Here is a 19,674-nt window from a genome sequence, read left to right as displayed (position 1 = left end):
CGGCAGTCAGTTCACTGCCGATCGCGGTAGATCGTCTCAAGATGCAATGAACGAAAGCGTTGCGCCCTCCGTTGTGTCTTGTGGTACCCCCATCGCCACGACGTCCCGACACTCCGGAGCAACCGGGGACGGTGGACAGATATGTCTTCCCGGCAGTGTCGCTCGCGCAGCACGAGCGACGTACTACGGAGCAAAGACGTATCGAACAGAGGAGTCGACCTGAAAGCCTTCGGATCAGTGGTGAGGACTCGTTCGAGCAGGAACCGAACAGTTCCAGCTGCTCAGCCCTCTGAGACACCGGCTTACTTCGAGGTCCTGATTCCCCGTGAGGGCGAGGCCGTGATCAACGGCAAGCACCTCTCGGTCCTCGATGAACAAACTGTCCACAGTGCCGTACTCGACACTCTCCACCGGCATGCCATGTCCCTGGAGCAGCCGATCGTGGCTGATATATCCGACCACCCGGTAGAAGCGGCGTTCCGCATCGAAGTTGCACCGGACGGCTCGAGCCGCGTCCTTGAGCACCCCAGCCCGTGGCTGGGCTCGGACCAGCCTTCAGCCCTCGGTACGGACATCGGCCAGGTCAAGAGCCCAGACGAGGAAGAACCTGCCGCCGTTGCTCCGCGCCAGGCGAACTCCGGAGGAGCTCCACCAACAGGCGCGACTCAGACCATCTCGTCCGTTCGGCTCCTGCCAGACCGTGCAGTGCCGCCTGTTCCCGTTCCCGATTATCTGGCGAGTGCAATCCTTCACATCAACGAGCTGCTGGAGACGGGACATCTCAGCCAGGCGCTCGTCACCGCCGGCGCGCTCCGTGAGAAGCTCACGGAAGACGCCGGTGCCGAGCACCCTGACGCGCTGGAAACGCGTTCGCTCGAGGCTTACATCGCCTACCTGCTGGGCGATCACCGCAATGCGATCGTCTTGACGCTGGCTGTTGCCCGTATCCGTTGCCGGCAGCAGGATCCTTCGGCCATTGACGACGCGACCCGAGCTACGGCGATTTGGCAGAAACTCAGCGACGTGCAAGCCATTGCCGCACATGGATCCGAGCTGCTGGGGATGTGGCACGGACTGGCCTCCCGTGCTCAGCTGACAACCTGGCATGCTGTTATGACGCAGTACATCGAACAACGTCTGCGCGAGAACGCAGACGGACTTTCTTCCGCTACTTGGCGTGATTACCCGGTGCACGAAGGTCGGCAGCGAATGACCGCTTGGGGCTCGCAGTGAAGCACAGGGAACAATAACGCTTTCCACCGTGCGTGTTGCAGGCCGGAGTTGAGGTGGGTTCTGACCCACCCATTGGGAATCGGCCTTTCCAGCTCGGGCCTTCGGTTCCTGTCCGCCCTGCTGCGGGGCCGACCGCTGGAGCGGGGCGCCCGGCCGGCGCCGACGCCCAGCTGGTAGGCGGGCGATGCTCGTGTTGATCCGCCTGAAGTACGGGCACACGTACGAGCAGCTCGCGGCCGGGTTCGGCGTCGGGATCGCCACAGTATATCGGTGCGTGGCCGAATCCGTCGGCGTTCACCGCCTGCGCACCAGACCTCGCCGCTGCCTACGGCGCGGCCATACGCAAGGCGTTCGTCGTTCTCGACGGGACGATCCGGCCGATCGACCGGATCGTCGCCAACCGCCCCTTCTGCTCCGGCAAGGGGAGGGCGTCTCGAGGTGACGGCTGTTCGGTCCGCGTCCTCTCCGCGCCTCATCAACCTCGTCGACCTGTCCCGACCAGTCGTCTCGCCCGCGCAAACTGAGGGTTGGAAGGGTCTCGGTGAGGGTGTTTTCAGCCTCGGCCGCCCGAACCCAGCCGCCGTACCGTGCCATGATCCGAGCCATGCCCGAGGCCACCTCACCATCAGCCGGAGCCGTGAAGCTCTTCACGAGAGCCAGGGCCCTGAGCGGGGCTGGCGCGACGGGTGATGGATTTGCGAATCCCGCCCCCCCTTTGACCCTCAGGTGGGCGGAGTCCAGGATCGCCCGGGACAGCTCGGCGAGGCCCCGATCAACCAGCTGCTCACGCGCCCTCCGGTGCAACCGTCCCCATGCATCCGCTCCGGACCGGATCAGGGCACGCTGGTGGACCGTTGTCGGCTTCGACGCTCTGAAACACGGCGTCGGCGCTGCCCCCACGACCCGTGCCGCCGGCCTGGGGATGGCACCGGCGATACTGCTGCACCGATCGGTCGGATTGTCACGGATGTGTCCGCGTTCCATGGCCGTTGTGTTCCTGGGTGAGCCACGTGAGCCGCAGAGGTGTATCTCCTGGTGACCGTCCCGGACAGTGCGGATCGCGCCGAACCGGGCTGGAGGGAGCTGAACAGGCGGCCGCCGCGCGAATGCGACCGGTTCGGTCAGGTCTCCTTCTCGGCCCTCCCGTGCGCGCGGCGTGCTCACCGCGGACAAGACCCTCAAAGAGCGATTGGCCGTCAGATGTCGACGACATGGAATCAAAAAGAGGACGTGCCTTCGTCCTCTGACCGAGTAGAAGCCCTCCGCTTCGCGCTTCTCGGGCCCGTTCGGGCCTGGAACGGGGGCCGCGAAGTAAAACTCGGAACGCCCCAGCAGCAGGCGGTACTGCTGGCGTTGCTGCTTGGCCAGGGGCGGCCTGTCCCGATCCATGAGTTGGTCGATGCCGTTTGGGGCAGCGTTCCCCCGCTCGGCGCGGTGTCCACAGTGCGTACCTACGCCTCCCGGTTGCGTAGGGCTCTGGAACCCGACCGGCCGGCCAGCAGGCCACCGCGGGTGGTGCTGTCCGCTGGTGGCGGCTACGCGGTGCGGACCTCCGGAAGCGGCGCCCTGGACATAACCGAGTTCGAGGCAGGTGTCTCCCAGGCCGCGCGCCTACGGGGTAGGGGCGAGCACGCCGAGGCTGCGAGGTTGCTGGCACAAGCTCTCGATATCTGGCAGGGTCACCCTTTGGCCGGGATTCCCGGTCCTCTCGCCGAGGCCGAACGCGCGCGCCTGTCCGAACGGCGCTTGAGCGTGCTGGAAACGCGCCTGGAGCTCGACGTTCAGCTGGGACGTCATGACCAAGTGGTGGGTCAACTGGCCGCGCTGAGCGAAGTGAACCCACTGCGAGAGCGGCTGCATGCCCTGCTGATGCTGACGCTGTACCGATGTGGCCGGCAGGCCGAGGCGTTGGAGGTCTACCGCAGGACGAGCCGGATTCTGGCAGTGGAACTGGGCACCGCACCAGGGCTCGAGTTGAGGGAACTCCACGCCCGGATACTGGCCTCGGACCCGGCGATGGCGCACCCGGACCATGCCGACCCGACGGCCTCCCGCATCGACGTCACGGGCATGCTCCATACCGAGCCTGCCGCTTACGAATCCCGCAGGACAGCGGACGGCGGTTCACATGGCGCGGCGGCGGCCGCAGGACAGTTGGCCGCACGCACGTCGAGAGCGGGTTCCCGGCTCTCCGACAAGCATGCCGCGAGGCGACCCGGCGCCTCCCCCGAGGCCACCGCCGTCCGGCCGCGACAACTGCCGCCCGACCTGCCCATCTACACGGGGCGTTCAGGGGAACTCGCCCGCGCGCAAGGGTTGGTCCCTACTCCTCATGAGCCATCGGCCGTCGTCACGATCGGGGGTATGGCCGGCGTCGGCAAGACCGCGCTGGCGGTACGGCTCGCGCACTCTGTGGCGGACCAGTTCCCCGACGGACAGCTCTACATCAATCTCCGCGGTTTCGATCCCGCCGGTGCGATGGTCGACGCATCCGCGGCCATCCGCGCCTTCCTCTCTGCCCTTGGCGTATCCCCCAAGCATGTTCCGAAGGACGTGGACGCGCAGGCGGCGCTGTATCGCAGTGTCCTGGCCAACCGGCGGCTACTGATCGTGCTGGACAACGTGAGAGACAGCAACCATGTGCGTACCTTGCTGCCCGGCAGCCCTGGTTGCTTGGTGATCGTCACCAGCCGTGATCAGCTGGCGGGGCTCGTCGCCACGCACGGATCGCATCCGTTCACCCTTGACGTCCTCAGCGAGGAAGAGGGCGCCGTCTTCATGGCGGAGCGTATCGGTGCGGTGCGTGTGGCATCCGAACCACAGGTGGTGAAGGACATCGTTGGCGCCTGCGGGCGGTTGCCCCTGGCGCTTGCCATCGTGGCTGCCCGTGCTGCCATCCACGCCGGCTTTCCGTTGTCCACCATCGCCTCGGAGCTTTATGAGGCCAAGGGAAGTCTGGATGCTTTCGTCGGTAGCGATCCCACCATGGACGCGCGCGCCGCGTTCTCATGGTCGTACCAGGTGTTGACGTCGCCGGCCGCCCGGCTGTTCCGGCTGCTGGGCCTGCACCCCGGGCCCAACCTGACGATTTCAGCGGCGGCCAGTCTCGTTGGTCTCGCACCGGCCGATACTCAGCTCCTGCTCGCCGAACTGAAACGCGCTCACCTCCTGGTCGAATATGCGCCCAAGGCCTACAGCCTCCACGACCTGCTGCGCGATTACGCCGCTGAACTCACCGAGGAGTTCGACTCCGTTGAGGATCACCGTGACGCGGTGCACCGGCTGTTCGATCATTATGTGCACACTGCGCACAGCGCCGCGCTGTGTCTGTCGCCGAGCCTTCCCAGGCTCCCCCTCTCACCGCCCGTCGCGGGAAGCAGTCCGCAGACGTTCCGCGATCGAAATCAGGCTCAGGCGTGGATCGATTCGGCTCGCTCCACCGTGTTCGCGGTGGCCAAGCAGTCGGCGGATGAGGGATTCGAGACCCACGGCTGGCAACTCGCCTGGGCACTTGTGTACTACATGCAGCGACAGTGGGGTTCCGGACCGAGCAAGTGACCTCGCGCCAAGTCAGCCTGGAGACGGCGCGGTGTCGTGGCCACCCGGTACCGACGGAGTCTCGGTTGGAGGCCGTGACCGCGGGGCTTCCTGGCTGCTTGGCAGGAGTTGGCCTCGGGCTCGAGGGGCGGGATGTCCTGATCCCCACCCTCGGTGGGGACGGTAATGATTGCGCCAGTTTACTCGCTTGGCGGTGGCGAGTTCGACGTCCGGAAACGTCTTTGAGGGCGCTGCAGTTCGACGACTTCAGTCTTGTTACAGGGATCAGATGGTGTTCGGAACGGTAGCATCGCCTCCTACGGTTCCGACCCGAACGGATTCACGGGTGTGGGCGTGAACCCGAAGCCATGCTTTTGCGTTGACGGGTTGATGGGATCAGCCGATTCCGTGAGCCGCCGGCAAAGATGCCGCAGCGGATGGGGTGGTCCCTGGTAGCAGTCAAAGGGGACACCATGCCATGGACCACACCTCGTTCAGCTCCGGACCCAGCGTTCCCGTCCTCGCCTTCCGGTCAAGGGGCGACCACGCCCTCGCGGACCTGGCGAGCCGCCATCGGTACGGTCCCGGCCTCGCGGCCGGCCCCGGGGGATGGCGGGTTCCCGGATATGCAGTCTCCCGGCAGCCGGTCCTGCGCGGTGAGCATGGCCAGACAGCTGACGACGTGGTCGTCAGACACGGGCCCCGCAGGCGGCAGCGCCTCGTATGGCCGTCCAGCTCCGATGGCCATGACGGAACTGCCGGGAGCGGCGGCTGCCCCATCCGTCAAGGGCGATGACATACCCGGCTCGGGGTCCGAGGACCTATTGGCCTTGCACGCCGAGTGCACGGGCAGGACGGCCACAAACGGCCGCAGCCTGCACCGGCAGGGCCGCGCACCGGACGTCCTGCTGAGCGGGCAATGCCGTACGGTACCTGCCCACGCGCGCGGCGTGCCGTGCCGCATGCTTCCGCTGGGGCGGCAACGGGGCGGCGAAGCCTGATGGCGGCGGACCGTCCGATGAGCAACAGTGGCGCCGTTGACGGGAGCGGGAACGAGGCCGCCGGCGGGCGCACCGTCGGCGACACCGGGCGGCGACCGGACGTGGCTCCCCAGCCCGCTGCAATCGCCGCACCCGGACTGGGAGATCCACTGGACGTCGACCCCATGGTGCGCTCCGTCGGTGTGCCCAAAGACAGGCTTCCCGGCGTGCCGGAACTCATCGCCGAGCTGAGGCAACAGGTGGCGAAGGCCGGTCACCAGGTGGCGGACGACGTGTGGGAGGAGCTGCCGAAGAAGCTGCTCAGCACCTACCGCTATCTGCTGGGTGGCGACGAGGAGCTGGCGCAGGGCGGGCTGGTGGTCACGCTGGGACCGGTCGAGGCCCTGATCGTCCTGGACCTGCAGCAGCCACGTAAGGTGCCCCGCTCTGTGGCCTCGGTGGATTCGACTTCCGCTTCTCCGGTCTCCGGGCACTCTGGGGTGACCTCGGGCGAGACCCTTAACGCCGCCTTCCAGACCGGTGCGCACGTTCAGTCCCACTCCGGTACCACCGGCGCGGCCCGGGCCGCGATGGGGGCGTCGGTCGGCGTCGGCGTGGCGCCTGTCCGGGTCGGCGTAAGCCTGTCCGCGGTCGCCAACGAATCCCAACGCTCCACCCGCCACGTCGTCGACGCCGCAGCCGGGCATGCCGAGGACAGCCGGGATGAGTCGACGCTTGTGGAATACGTGCCGTGCTGGTCGTTCAAGACACGTGCCAGCACCGACCAGGAGTGGTCCTCACTGGACGCACACCCGGTGACGGCCTCACAGGACGCCAGGCTGCTGCTGTGGTTGCCCGACCACTACCTGGGCCGGGCGCCGGGCGATCAGATTGTGTGGGCTCGGGCCGACAACAAGCGGCTGCCGACGGTCTTCTACGCCTCCGGACTCACCCAACTGCCCGCGGTGTACGACGCGACGCTGAAGACGCTGCGTGCGCAGGGCCTGAAGCTGGACATCGGGAGCACGCTCACCGACGAGTTGCGGCAGAAACTGTGGAATCTGGACGCTCATCTCGACAAGGCCGTCAACGAGAAGCACGGCTACCGCTTCGCTCTGCACGAAAGCGGACGGCCGGTGGCCGTGATCGAACTGCACACGGTCCGACAGCGACTGAACGACACCACCGACACCGCACGGGTCGGCGAGACCAGCAACAAGGCGCACATTGAAAACGTGCGCACGGCCGTCGACGGGGCCGGCGGCACCCACGCCCTGAACCACTCGACCACGCTGAGCGCGAGCGTTGCAGTGGACATCGTCCCCCACGAAGTACCTGCGCTGACACTGGGCGGCACCGTCGGCCCGAGCTACACCTCGTCCTACTCCGACAGTCTCGGCGCGAGCCGTACGGGACTGAGGGTGGTGGATCTTCGCTACACGGGCCCCACCGCGGGATATGGGATTGTTCTCTTGCACTACGCCGACGTCACCGTCCGGGGCAGCGGAACCAAGGCCCGAACCGATCAGGTCAAGGGCCGTGCCCTGTTGCGTATACCCGAGCCCGAAGCCTTCGCCCACGGATTCCCCGTGGACCGGGCCGCGCTCGACAAGAGCCCCGACAGCGCCCCTCCCCCGGAGGCGTCCGGCGTGTCCACTGCAGGCAACAGCACGCGGTTGGCCATGAAGGTTGGTATCCCCGAAGACCGCCAACGGACCGCGATGGTGAACACCGGCCCGGGTGAGCTGCGCAATGCGGGCCGTCGTCCCATGGAATCGCCAACCACAGCCCTGCCGGATCCCATCGCGGACGGCAAGGGCATCGGCATGGGCCTGCCCGAGGTCGAGCAGCAGACCGTCAACGACGTCTACGCCGCGATCCGGCGCGAGGTCGAGAAGTACGGTTTCCTGCCTCCGGAGGACAACCCGTTCAAAGGACACGGCCCACTGGCCCACGGGAACGACCTCGACAGCCGGATCTCAAACGAGGAACTGCTCCAGAAGATGGTCTCCCGGGCCGGCTTCGCGTTGCACTGGGACGAGATGCACCAGGACGGGGTGCGTTTCACCCTCCGCCGCCGCCGGGGCTTTGCGAAAACCGACATCGACATCGACTCCGCCAGAATCACGATCACGGCGAAACCAGACGCCAAGAACCCTGCAACGTTCAAGCGCAGTACCAACGAGTTCGACACGGTGAACCTGGCCATGGGCATGGACACCGCCGAGCAGTCGGTCAGCGGCAGCAGGAAGATCGCGTTCGGAGGGAGGTTTCGGGCGGCGTTCGCCAATCTACGGTCGGCCGTGCTGGGCCTGGAGGTGCAGCGCACCGTCGGCGCCACCAACGCAGTCACTTCACTCAGCAGCCGAGCGGAACTGCTTGAATTCGCCGGCACAACGTATGAGTTCGACACGCCCACGGATTTCGAGGTTCGGATCGAGTTCCAACACAGCGGCCTGCAGGGGCAGCTGCGGCCGGGCACACGCGACCCTCAGCCGATCAGCCTTCCCGGCCAGAAGGCGCTCGCCCGTGTCGTGCCACTGACCGGCGGGGTATCGCAGCCGTCGGCGACTGCCCCACCGCCACGCATCCTCGACCACGCTGTCGTGTACCACCTGGACACCACAGGTGTCCGCGAGGCAGCGACCGCCGCGCTTCGTGGCCTCGCAGGCCCGTCCGCCGAGGCGGACCCCACACTGAACTCCTTCGCCGGCAACATCGCCATGCGTGCGCACACCAAGGAGATCTTCAACGGTGAATACGCTACGGACCAGCCCTTCGCCTCGGGGATATTCCGGGACACCCACGGCGCAGTGGATATCTCCGGCACGATGGGAAAAGCGGCCTTCATCGGCGCCACCGAGGACAAGTTCGTGCTCGGCATCATCAAGCTGGGGCTGACACAAACCGCCCATAACGACACTTCGTCGTGGGGTATCAACTGGGGCCAGCTCGACGTCAGCGCGGGTGACACAGCGGGGCCGACCGTCGAGACCGGCGGAATGGACTTCAGCCGTAGCTGGCTTTGGGACACTTCGGCCGGCCATGGACGGACCGGCGGCAAGGAGCTGATCCAGCTCGACTTCCATCACGCGTACGCCTACTCGATGCCTGTGTCGTTCACCGTGAGCAGTCGGCAGGAGAAGCACGCCAAGCTGCTGCCCAGCAGTCATCGGGCGAGCCGGCTGCCGGTGGACAACAAGAAGATGCTCTTTTTGCTGTCCGAGCCCGAGGCGCTGAAGCACTACGCCGACGGCACGCTCCCGGTCACCGACATCCAGCTGACGAAGGCGCTCAGCCGCTGGCAGCAGGGAGAGCTGACGCTTAGCGGCAATGTGGCAGCCGGCGTGCTCACCCGATGGACGAAGGAGCGTCCTGACCTGCCCGGCACCGACCGTCCAGCACTGGCCGGGCTCGTGTCCCAGCTGCACGCCGCCGGTGCCTCACCGGTGCTGGACCCAGCGGTGCGCGACGCTTTCAATGCCACCTTTCCCGACGACGGGCGACTGGATCCCCCAGGCGACCGGGGAGCGGGATTCCGGCTGCCCGAGTACCTGACACGTGAGGACCCCGGAGGTAAGGGCCTGGGGCACAGCGGGTTCACCTCCCTGACCTACGACAGCGGCAGGTCGACGTACCAGATCGTCAAAGAGCTCGTCGACAAGGCGGCACCGGGCCTGCTCGCAGCTGGAGCGGAGCTGTGGACCGCCGACGGCCGGGTCGTCGGTCGGATGCAGGGCGGCATCGACGCCCTGCAGGGACTGCTGGCGCGGGGCCGGGACCAAACCATGTGGCAGGACCTGCTCTCGACGAACGGGCGCTCGTTCTACCTGGTCAACCCGATCGGCTGGCTGCTGTCCGACGTCGTGGAAATCAACCTCTCCGACATCCTGCACCCACAGCCACGGTTTCACGACTTCAAGCCGCAGACCGGCCTGGAGAACTACGGCCACGGCTCTGTCAGTACGTCCGTCGGCCGGTCCGCGCACGGCGTGCAGGCGGTTACGGTGGGGAAGCAGAGCTCGGGATGGACACACGGCTCGCAAACCGCTGCGCTGAAACTGTCCACGGGCAAGCACCGGGGCACCGACCGGACGGAGACTGCGGTTACCAAGCAGACCGTCTACGACTGGGGCGGTCACTACACGGTAACGTTCCCCCACAGTCTGACGGCAAGGGTCCGACGCGTCCGTATGGGCGGTCGCCCGCTCAATGACATCCTGGCGAACTCCTACCGCGGTCTGACGGACCGAACCGAACCGCTGACGGCCACCGAGCACGGCTCGATCGAACTCCAGGTGCCCAAAGCGATCGCCGAGTCGTCGCCCTTCGCAGGACCGTCACCGCTGAACTCCCCCGTCCCGCTGCCCCAGCTGCCCGAAGACTCCACCATCGTCGAGGTGATGATGGACGACCTTCTGCCGGAGGGCCGACGGCTGCTGTCGAGGGTCTTCGGGCGGAAGACGGACGGTATCACCACACGCTCGAACGGCTCACTCGACGTGCTCCTGTCGCGCTCGCACCTGACGAACCATCTGCGGGAGGCCACGGGCGACAAGGGCTGCAAGCTCGCCGACAACCTGTTCATGCCGGGAGATTCCTCCAACCGCGCCACACTACGGCTGAAGGCCGAGTTGTGCGATCTCCAGGTGATCGCCCCGATCGACGGCAGCGGCACAGGCCGTTACAACAAGCACGAGAGCGGCACCACGGCGTTCAACTGCACCGACCAGTGGCGGCCGGAATTCAGCGTGTCCGGGTCCGGCACGGGCGGCCCCCACTCGCACACCGTGCCCACGGACCTCAAGAGCAGCCGCGTCGGCCCGGCGGGCCAGTCAAGCGGAAACACCGCCAACTACAGCCGTGAGCAGCACGTCAAGCAGCAGGGCCGTATGTACCTGGTACGGATGCGCGCCCGGTGCACTTTGTCGGCCGAACGCAAAAAGCACCACCTGTTCCGCAAACCGACTTCGAAGGGCACGTACCACAGCCATCCAGTCACAGGCGATGTGTATGCGGAACTCTATGAGGACGTCGTCGACGACCTGCGTGCCCGGCTCCACGAGGCCCAGAAGAAGGCCGCCAAAGGAGAACAACACCCCTGGCACTCTCCCACCCGCGCTACCGCCTACGACCTCGGCGCCCTGCTGGACACCGCAGCGCAGGAGCCCGGCGCGGACGTCTCCCGCGCTCATCTGTCTTTGGCGCGCAGGATCCGCGCCGAGGCGGGCAAGGACGTCCGCGCTCTGGCTCTGACCGCTGACCCACAAGACATCACCCGACGGATCCGCCGCTCCGTGCTGCAATGGGCCCACATCCTTCGGGCCCAGGGGCAGTTCGGCGAACTCCCGCTTCTCCCGGAAAGCTGCAAGGACCCCATCGGCGACGTGATCCGGTCGCTCAACAACATGTCTTTGCAGGGATCGGCGCCGCACGGGCCCCTGAAACTCCCGCCGCAGGTGTCCCTGCTCGGCATGGACCCGGTGTACCTGGCGCGGAAGCTCGCACTCGAGATGGAGGCGTCCGTCACCTTGGACATCGCCCGTCCGGACGGGACGTCACGTCGGCAGTGGATAAGCCCGGACGGTCGTGTCCACGCCTTCGACCCTGCATCCTTCGACGATGCGACACTGACGGCCGACCTCGCGCAACAGGCCGGACTTCTCACGCCGGCATTGCGGCCGAAGGTGGACGCCCTCCGGCTCGGCGCCACCGACTTGGGTGCGCTGTACCGCACCTCCTGGACCTGGCCCCGGACATTCGAACAGGCCGTCTCTGCCGAGATCGACCATCGCCTGGCCTCCCTGAGCCCCGAACTGCCGGCGCTCTTCGACCGGGCTTGCCAGGCCGACGGCCGCCATCGCAAGGAACTGGAACGCCTGACGGAGGAGCATGCCGCTGCTCAGCAGGCAACCCGGCAAACCCTCGAGGACATCGTCAAGGTCACCGTGCGGCTGGCCGAAGTGAATCAGGAACGTGTCAGTGCCGTCGACAAGGGGACGAGCATCAGTACCGAGCAACTCCTGAAACTCGATGTGTATACGCGCGAGCTGGAGAGAGAGCAAAAGGAGCTGGAGGACGGCCTGCTGATTGTCCAAGAACGCGAGAACGCGCTGGCTGATAAACTCCACATGACGAAAACGCAGCTGCAAGTCATCGCGAGTTGGTTCGACGAGGTGAGTCACCTCGCTCGTCCCCACATCGGCGACCGGCGGGCCGGGCGGGCGGACAAAGCGATGGTCGCCGGCAAAGAGATGTTTGATCCGCCGTCTGCACTCGCCAGCGTTGCACGGACCGCTCCGGTACCGAGTCGAACTCGGCGGACGTCGGTCCTGGACTTGCAAGGGCAGCTGCCGCCATTCCGGGCAGGAGCGGCTGATCGGACGGGAGCGGAGGTCAGTCGGAGTTCGATGGCCGAGGCTGGTTCACCGGCGGGCGGCTCGAGGGGGCGGCCCTGGGAGGCCGCGAGCCGGTGCACCAGGTAGCGGCGGGTTTCCGTCCACTCACCGGTCCATCCGGCCAGGATAGCGTCCATCAGGCACATGACGGCGATCCGTACCACGGGGATCCGTACCAGCGGCTGCGTCCTGAACCGGGACGGGGACGGGGCACGTCGAGTAAGAGAGGGTTTCGACCCTCGGAGTCGGCACGAAAGGGGTGCACGGTCATTCCACCACGGAGCCATGAACAACCACGTTGCCGCATCCGAATTCCCCGAGCCAGCAACAGTCGGGCACGGCACCGAGCGCTGGCGTAACCCAGGATGAATTTGCTTCACAATGCGGGGAGATGCACTCCGGCTGACAGACCTACGAGCGAGTCCCCCTGCTGTTCGCACGCCCCTGAATCCTTATACAAGCGAAGCACCCAGGATCACGAGGAACATCATGGCCACGCCACCCCAGCCTGAATACACATATGACAGGGCGAGCCGTCTCGCCAAGCAACTCATCGCCATTGACCGGGACTACAGCCCATCCTCCGATCCGGATGGATTCATGGCGGCCGTCGAGATCATGGAGTTGAGCGAAGCAGACCGCCGAGATGTCATCGCGGCGGTACAGAAAGAGATACTTGCCGACGAATGGCTCGGGAAGGACCTCTTTGCGGGGCAACTGCCCAACATCCGGACCCTGCTGACCGACAACTTCCCGAAACAGGTTGCTGGGGCGGGGCTGAAACGCAAACCTCGCATCAAGCGACCACCCAGGCAAGAAAGCATCGCTTCTGCCGCTGCCGCCAGGCCTTCCGCCGGTATCGCACCGACCGACGCGGCGAAGCCGCAACGCAAACCTCACATCGTGCGAAAGACAGCACCCGATCCGGTCAGCCCTGAAAGCGTCCAGCCAGCGCCTCCCCCTCCAGGGACCGGACAGCAACGGACGGCAGACGGCTCGGGGAAGAGCGTCAGGCGCCTTCCCGCCAGGCCCCTGCCTCCGACCCCTCAGCAACCATGGATCGCTTCTGCAGCTGCCACCAGGCATCCCCTCGGTAACCCAGAGCCCCGCAAGCAGTCCCCAACCCCTACCACGGCCGCATCGACACGGACCACCAGCACGCCGACCAGGGCTCCACGCAGGAACGTCCGGTAATCCCTGTTCACGTGCGCCATCGGCGGGTCCATCGCAACACCACGTCACTTGCTGGGCACCACCACTGGCTGTTGCCCGAACTTGCGCGATGCGACGCCGCGCATCGGCGCGGGCTCGTTGCCAACGGAAAACGCAGTCCGGTCAAACGAACGGCTCATGTAGAGCGATCAGCCCGAAGGCTGACGATCTGACTGTGAGGATGGCGGTGGCACCGTCCGAGGGGTCTGACCCTCATCACCGAGGCCGTCACCCACAACCACGCCAATGGCTAGTCTGCACGTTGTCACGTCAAAATGTGGTTGCATTATGAAGGCTTCGTCGACCGTGTCGCTCGGAAGGGATCGATCGCTGTGCGTTTCACCGTCCTGGGACCGGTGCAGGCATGGGTCAACGGCGGGGAGGCGTCCCTGGGGCCGCCTCAGCAACGTGCGGTTCTCGCGGCCCTTCTGCTGCAGCGCGGCCGGCCCGTCGGCGTCACTGAGCTGGTCGACGCGCTGTGGGGGGACGAACCGCCCTCGGATCCCGTCGCGATCGTGCGTACGTACGTGTCGCGGTTGCGCAGGGTGCTGGAACCGGACCGAGTGCCCGGCACACCCCCGCAGCTGGTGGTGTCCATAGCCGACGGTTACGTGCTGTGCCTCGATGAGTCCTGCCTCGACTTGGCCGTCTTCGAGGCGCGGCTCGCGGAAGCCCGACGACTGTCAAAGGAGGGCAACCCGGCGCGTGCCAGTGAGTTGCTGCGGTCTGCGCTTGCCGAGTGGGGCGGCACTCCACTGTCCGGAGTGCCCGGCCCGCTCGCCGAAGCCGAACGGTCCCGGCTGGTCGAACTCCGGCTGGGGGCGATCGAGGCCCGGTTGTCCATCGACCTCGTACTGGGCCGCCACGAGGACCTGGTCAGCGAGCTGACATCGCTGCGGGCTCGCCACCCGCTGCGGGAACGGCTCAGTGAACTGCTGCTGCTGGCTTTGTACCGGTGCGGCCGTCAGGCGGAGGCACTGGAGGTGTACCGCTCGACGCGCCAGATGCTCGTGGAAGAGCTGGGTGTCGAGCCGGGCCCCGCACTGCGTGAGCTGCACAGCCGTGTGCTGACCGCGGATCCGTCACTGTCCTTGCCCGGAGCGGTGTTGGCAGGTGGTGGCGTGGACGGCGTCGATGCAGTAGACCGCGACGGCGAATGCGACGGCTCGGTGCCAGATCGGGAAACCGGTGTCGACTCGGACGTTCCCTCCCCGGACGAGGGTGAAAGACACAGAGACGGAACAGACGAAGGCGCGATCACCGTGCAGCCTTCCCAGCTCCCTGCGGTCTTGAACGTCTTCAGCGGGCGTATGGCCGAGCTCGCCGACGCTGAGGCGCTCCTGTCGGAGAAGAGGCGACCCGCCGTGGTGACCATCAGCGGCATGGCAGGCACCGGCAAGACCACCTTCGCCGTCCACTGGGCACACCGGATCGCCTCGCGCTTCCCCGATGGCCAGCTGTTCGTCAGTCTGCGCGGTTTCGATTCCGACAGCACGGCAGACCCTGAAGCCGTGATTCGGCACGTTCTCGACGCGCTGGGAATGCCCCCGCATGAGATACCGGCGGATCCCCTCGCGCAGGCCGCCCTTTACCGCAGCCTGCTGGCAGAGCGCCGAATGCTGATCGTGCTCGACAACGCGCAGAGCGCCGAACAAGTGCGTCCGCTGCTTCCCGGCACGTCGTCGTGCTTCGTCATCGTCACGAGCAGGACCCAGTTGCAGGGGCTGGTGGCGAGCAACGGCGCCCGCCCCCTGTGGCTCGATCTGATGTCTCCGGACGAGGCCAGGGACATGCTGGCTCGCCGGATCGGTGCCGCACGCGTGGCGGCCGAGCCTCAGGCCCTGGACGCGATCGTAGACCTCTGTGGGCGACTGCCGCTCGCCCTGGCCGTCGTGGCGGCGCGGGCCGCCATGCATCCCTGCTTTCCGCTCTCCGCCATTGCCGCGGAACTCACCGAAGGCCAGGGCAGCCTGGACGCCTTCGCCTACGGCGATCCCGCCACCGACGCGCGAGCGGCGTTCTCGTGGTCGTATCGCGCCCTGCCTACCGGGGCAGCGCGACTGTTTCGGCTGCTCTCGCTCCATCTCGGACCGGAGATCTCCCTGCCCACCGCGGCCAGTCTCGCCGCGCTGCCACCGCGCGAGGCACGTACGTTTCTCGCCGATCTGGCCCGCGTTCATCTGCTCACCGAGATCGCCCCCGGCCGCTTCGTCTTCCATGACCTGCTGCGGTGCTACGCCGCCGAACTCGCCCGTGAGCACGACACCGAGGCGGAACGGCACCGCGCTGAGCGGCGCCTGCTCGATCACCTCCTGCACACCGCACTCGGGGCCTCCGCGCTGATCGCGCCGTACCGCGAGACCGTGAGACCACCAGACCTGCTGCCCGGCACGACCCTTGAGCAGTTCACCGACGTGCAGCGTGCCATGGGCTGGCTGCACACCGAGCGCCGGATGCTGTGCACCACAGTCGTGCAGGCAAGCACCGGTCCCTTCGCCGGGCATGCCTGGCGGCTGGCGTTCGCGATGGTTTCCTTCCTGGACAGACAGGGATACTGGCACGACTTACTCCTGACCCAGCAGGCTGCTCTCACCGCTGCGCGGCGCGTGAGCGACCGCACTGGACAGGCGCACGCACACCAAGCGCTGGGGTTTGCTTTCGTCCGGCTGCAGCGCACACAAGAAGCACGCCCTCACTTGGAGCGGGCTCTTGAGCTCTTCACCTCGCTCGGGGACCCTCTTGGGCAGGCCAAGACGCACCGCCTGCTGGCCCTGCAGGACATTCGCGATGGCCGGTACGAGGCCGCGTGCGGTCGCCATCAACTGGCGTACGCGCTGTACGAGGGCGCCGGACACCTGAGCGGGCAGGCAAGCGTGCTCAACGAACTCGGCTGGATTCACATCATGCTGGGCTGGTTCAAGCAGGCAGTCGACTACTGTGCCCGAGCCATCACCCTGCACCAGGAGAGCGGGGACTTGATGGGCGAGGCGGCCGCGCACGACGGCCTCGGGTACGCCCATCACTGCGCCGGTGACCACGCCACGGCCATCGACTGCTACCAGCGCGCCCTGGTGCCGGGCCGGCGCATCGGCGACCGGTGTCTGGAGGCCTCGGCCCTGGGCCACCTTGGCGAGGCCGAGCGCGCCTTGGGGAACACCGAGGCGGCCCGTGCCGCATGGCAGGCGGCCCTCTCCATTCTGGAGGAGCTCGACCACCCGGACGCCCGGAAGGTCCGGGACGGTCTTCGCCTCCTGGACCAGCCGCAGCCGAGCGGGTAGCCGCAGCCGGTGACGCAGGGGCGTACCGGAGCGCGGACGCGTGGTGCTGCGGGCGTGAACCATACGGTTCCTGGGAGCCGTAGGTGTTCCCCGTACAGCCCCTGCTTCGGTGACGGAGGAACATCTTGTCGAACTCACCGGCCGATCAGACCCCTGCACATGGCGTCGTCGGCTCCCTCGCCCTGTCACGTCGACTGTTGTTGTACGGGATAGGAGCGACGGCCATGACTCCGGTGCTCACCTCGTGCGATCACCCACTCGCCGATGTGCCCGGCTCACAGGCCTCCGGCGGCGCGGCTTCACCGTCGCCGGGGGTCAAGACCCGTGTCCTGGCGACGTCCTCGCCGGGCAGAGGCGTCCATCGGACGGACTTCCCCATCACCGCGGTCGGGATCACCTGGACCGGCCCGCAGCGTGGCATCAGGATCCGTCTGTACGACAAGACGGGCGCACCCGGTGCCTGGCAGATGGTGAGTGCGGGCTGCCCGTGTGGGAAGGACCCCAAAGACGCCTTGGTGAAGACGTCCGCTCCGTCCAGGGCGTTGGTACCTGGCCGCGGCAGCTTCGGTTATCAGATCGACGCGCCGTCGCAGGCGGACATCGTGAACGCGACCGCCGTCGACGCCGGTCTGGGCCCGTCGCCGGACGCGCCCGGCGATGGGTCCCCGACGCATGTCTCCGCAACGCCGACGGTGAAGCCGTCGCCGGCGTTCCCACCGGAGAATTTCGTCTCACGCGCGGGGTGGGGAGCCGACGAGAGCAAGCGCTTCTTGCCGAACGGCAAGGAGTCCTCCCCGACCCGCTTCTTCCCCCTGCAGGCGCTCACTGTCCACCACACCGTCACGGCGAACGACGATCCGAATCCCGCGGCGACGGTGCGCGCCATCTACGAACTCCACGCGGTCGGCAACGACTGGGGCGACATCGGCTACCACTTCCTCGTCGACCACAACGGCCGGATCTACGAGGGCCGTTGGTCGGGCAACGACGGCATTCCCGCCCATGACAAGGACGGCAAGGTGGTCACGGCCTTCCACACCATCGGCTTCAACTCCGGCAACCTCGGCATCGCTCTGCTGGGCGACTTCCGCACCGGGAGGCCCTCGCCGGCCATGCGCCGCTCCCTCACCCAGCTCCTCGCCTCGCTGGCCGACAAGCACGGCCTGGACCCCCAGGCAGGCATCGCCTACCGCAACCCGGTCAATGGAAAACGAAAGCAGGCGAGGACGCTGAACGGACACCGGGACTGGATTCCCACGGAGTGCCCCGGCACGACGGCGTACCTCGGCCTGGAGGCGATTCGCGCAGATGTCGCGCGGCTTCTGAAGTCCGCGGGGAGGTAGACGCCTTCCCGTCCGGCCGCTTCCGGAGGACCGCGGTTCGCGCGCAGGTCACTGAATCGCTGGTTCTGGCGTTCCGGTGTTGGCCCTAGGCACCGACCTGGACGGTGTGTTGACCAGACAGATGCATGGCTGCTGAGTGGATTCCCCAGCAGGCGCCGGTCTCCTGGCTGCCTACCTGCCCCGGTTTACCGCTGCCGTCCTGCAAAGCGGTGCCGCCGGTTGCTGCGACATCACCCGCGTCACCGTCCATCGATGGCTTGGCACTGGAAACACCCAGCACAGGCGGGCGATTTCGTTGAACAACAGCCCCGGTTCCGTCGTCGTAGCAAGCACAGGAGTGTGTGGCCGAAACAGGACGAGAGAAAGATCGGAGTCTTCTCGCATGGTCCCCAAGCGACGGTTTCGTCTGACCGCGGTGTTCATGGCCGTCCTCGTGGCCCTGTCCGCGTGCGGGCTGACCGATTCCGCACCAGGATCGGGGGGAAAGGATTCTCAGTCGTCGGCGAATCGATCGGCCGCCGGGTGGAAGGACTGGAGTCCCGCCCAATGGTTGCGGGATGCTGGGGACTTCTTCAATCCGGTGATCAAAGGACTGTGGAGTGCCGACCGGATGTCGCACTCCCGGAACCCCGACACTCCGGTGGCGAACGTCCTCGGCGATGTCGGCGTGTCGGATCCCGAGCCCACCCCCATCAAAGCGCAGCCGGAACCCACGCCGTACCACGCGAACGCCGCCGTGGTCGGCAAGGTGTTCTTCGACACCCCTGAAGGTCCCAGCGTGTGTTCCGCCACGGCCGTCCGGGACCCGGCTCACCCCGGGCAATCCAACTTGGTCTGGACGGCCGGGCATTGTGTACATGCAGGCGCTCGGGGCGGCTGGTACCGCAACATCGTCTTCGTCCCGTCGTACAACAATGAGGGGCTGTCGGGCCAAGCCCGGCACTACGCCTCCCTGGACCGCATCGCACCCTTCGGCACCTGGTGGGCGGACTGGGCCCAGACCTCCTCAGAGTGGATATCCGAGGGAGCTCCGACTGGTGGCGCGGGCGCGCCTTTCGACTTCGCCGTCCTACATGTGCGGTCACCGGCCGGTTTTGCGTCCTTGGAGGAGACGATCGGCCAGGCCGCACCCGTCCGCTTCGACGTGGCCACGCCGACCGCCGTCCCGGCAACGTCCGCGTGGGGTTACCCCGCGGCCCCGCCCTTCGACGGGGAGCAGATGTTCTCCTGCCCGAACCGGCCCGGACGGCTCTCCATCCGGGCGGACCAGCCGACGATGTACCGGATCGGCTGCACGATGACAGGCGGCTCGTCGGGCGGAGGCTGGTTCGCCCGCAACGCCGACGGGTCGCTCGCTCTCATCAGCAACACGTCCATCGGTTCCGTCTCCGCCACCTGGCTGGCCGGGCCCCGGCTCGGCCCGGTCGCAAAGGGCGTCTACGGTGCGGTGAGCGCGAGGTTTGCCCACACTTCTGACACGAGGTGAAGTCCGGCGGCATGGGGCCCCGCTGCGCCACCAGGTTCCGTGGCTCTGTGACCGGTTCCAGGCAGGAAGCCGGCGGATGGCCCAGGACGCCTGGCGTGTGCGTGCAGCACGCCACGATGTCTACGTCGCACGGACCGCGCAGCCACACCGGAGCCAATCCCCGGCAGCCTACGGAGCACCACGCGGTCACCCGGAGACCTGGCACGA

8 protein-coding genes are annotated in these 19,674 nt (G+C 66.9%); 7 read left to right on the top strand and 1 reads right to left on the bottom strand.

Annotated elements, in window-relative coordinates:
• Positions 1-339 precede the first annotated feature (339 nt).
• The 3 genes from AAW14_RS21010 (at position 340) to AAW14_RS21005 (ending at position 4,791) form a co-directional block, all read left to right on the top strand.
• The gene (locus AAW14_RS21010) at positions 340-1,233 is read left to right on the top strand and encodes a hypothetical protein (protein WP_265565449.1); all 894 of its coding nucleotides are present in this window, start codon (positions 340-342) and stop codon (positions 1,231-1,233) included.
• A gap of 184 nt (positions 1,234-1,417) precedes the next feature.
• Positions 1,418-1,675, top strand: coding sequence for a hypothetical protein (locus AAW14_RS39785; protein ID WP_416223347.1), 258 nt, complete (start codon positions 1,418-1,420; stop codon positions 1,673-1,675).
• A 758-nt stretch (positions 1,676-2,433) separates the two neighbouring features.
• Positions 2,434-4,791 carry an AfsR/SARP family transcriptional regulator gene (locus AAW14_RS21005; RefSeq protein WP_265565448.1) on the top strand — a complete coding sequence of 786 codons (2,358 nt, stop codon included), beginning with the start codon at positions 2,434-2,436 and terminating at the stop codon, positions 4,789-4,791.
• Between the two features lie 511 nt (positions 4,792-5,302).
• Here the strand turns inward: AAW14_RS21005 and AAW14_RS21000 are convergent.
• Positions 5,303-5,467 (bottom strand): hypothetical protein, encoded by a 165-nt coding sequence (locus AAW14_RS21000; RefSeq protein ID WP_265565447.1) that lies wholly within the window; start codon positions 5,465-5,467, stop codon positions 5,303-5,305.
• A 321-nt stretch (positions 5,468-5,788) separates the two neighbouring features.
• On the opposite strand from AAW14_RS21000, the gene AAW14_RS20995 reads away from it, so the two are divergent.
• From AAW14_RS20995 to AAW14_RS20980, 4 genes are all read left to right on the top strand, one after another.
• Positions 5,789-12,235, top strand: coding sequence for a hypothetical protein (locus AAW14_RS20995; RefSeq protein WP_265565446.1), 6,447 nt, complete (start codon positions 5,789-5,791; stop codon positions 12,233-12,235).
• A 1,457-nt stretch (positions 12,236-13,692) separates the two neighbouring features.
• Positions 13,693-16,638, top strand: coding sequence for an AfsR/SARP family transcriptional regulator (locus tag AAW14_RS20990; RefSeq protein ID WP_265565445.1), 2,946 nt, complete (start codon positions 13,693-13,695; stop codon positions 16,636-16,638).
• 224 nt (positions 16,639-16,862) lie between these two features.
• Positions 16,863-17,981, top strand: coding sequence for a peptidoglycan recognition family protein (locus AAW14_RS20985; protein ID WP_265565444.1), 1,119 nt, complete (start codon positions 16,863-16,865; stop codon positions 17,979-17,981).
• A 610-nt stretch (positions 17,982-18,591) separates the two neighbouring features.
• Complete coding sequence (locus AAW14_RS20980) at positions 18,592-19,467, top strand: hypothetical protein (RefSeq protein ID WP_322741086.1); 876 nt, start codon at positions 18,592-18,594, stop codon at positions 19,465-19,467.
• Positions 19,468-19,674: the final 207 nt, after the last annotated feature.

The organism is Streptomyces hygroscopicus, from assembly GCF_026168105.1.
Classification (GTDB): domain Bacteria; phylum Actinomycetota; class Actinomycetes; order Streptomycetales; family Streptomycetaceae; genus Streptomyces; species Streptomyces hygroscopicus_D.
Note: the sequence above shows the minus strand (reverse complement) of the source record. Positions and strands in the feature narration are given on the sequence as shown.

Bases quoted from the DNA above. Each gene is read 5' to 3' on its own strand.
- AAW14_RS20980 (WP_322741086.1), top strand. From the start codon at position 18,592: ATGTCGCACTCCCGGAACCCCGACACTCCGGTGGCGAACGTCCTCGGC.
- AAW14_RS20985 (WP_265565444.1), top strand. From the start codon at position 16,863: ATGACTCCGGTGCTCACCTCGTGCGATCACCCACTCGCCGATGTGCCC.
- AAW14_RS21005 (WP_265565448.1), top strand. From the start codon at position 2,434: ATGTCGACGACATGGAATCAAAAAGAGGACGTGCCTTCGTCCTCTGAC.
- AAW14_RS39785 (WP_416223347.1), top strand. From the start codon at position 1,418: ATGCTCGTGTTGATCCGCCTGAAGTACGGGCACACGTACGAGCAGCTC.
- AAW14_RS20995 (WP_265565446.1), top strand. From the start codon at position 5,789: ATGAGCAACAGTGGCGCCGTTGACGGGAGCGGGAACGAGGCCGCCGGC.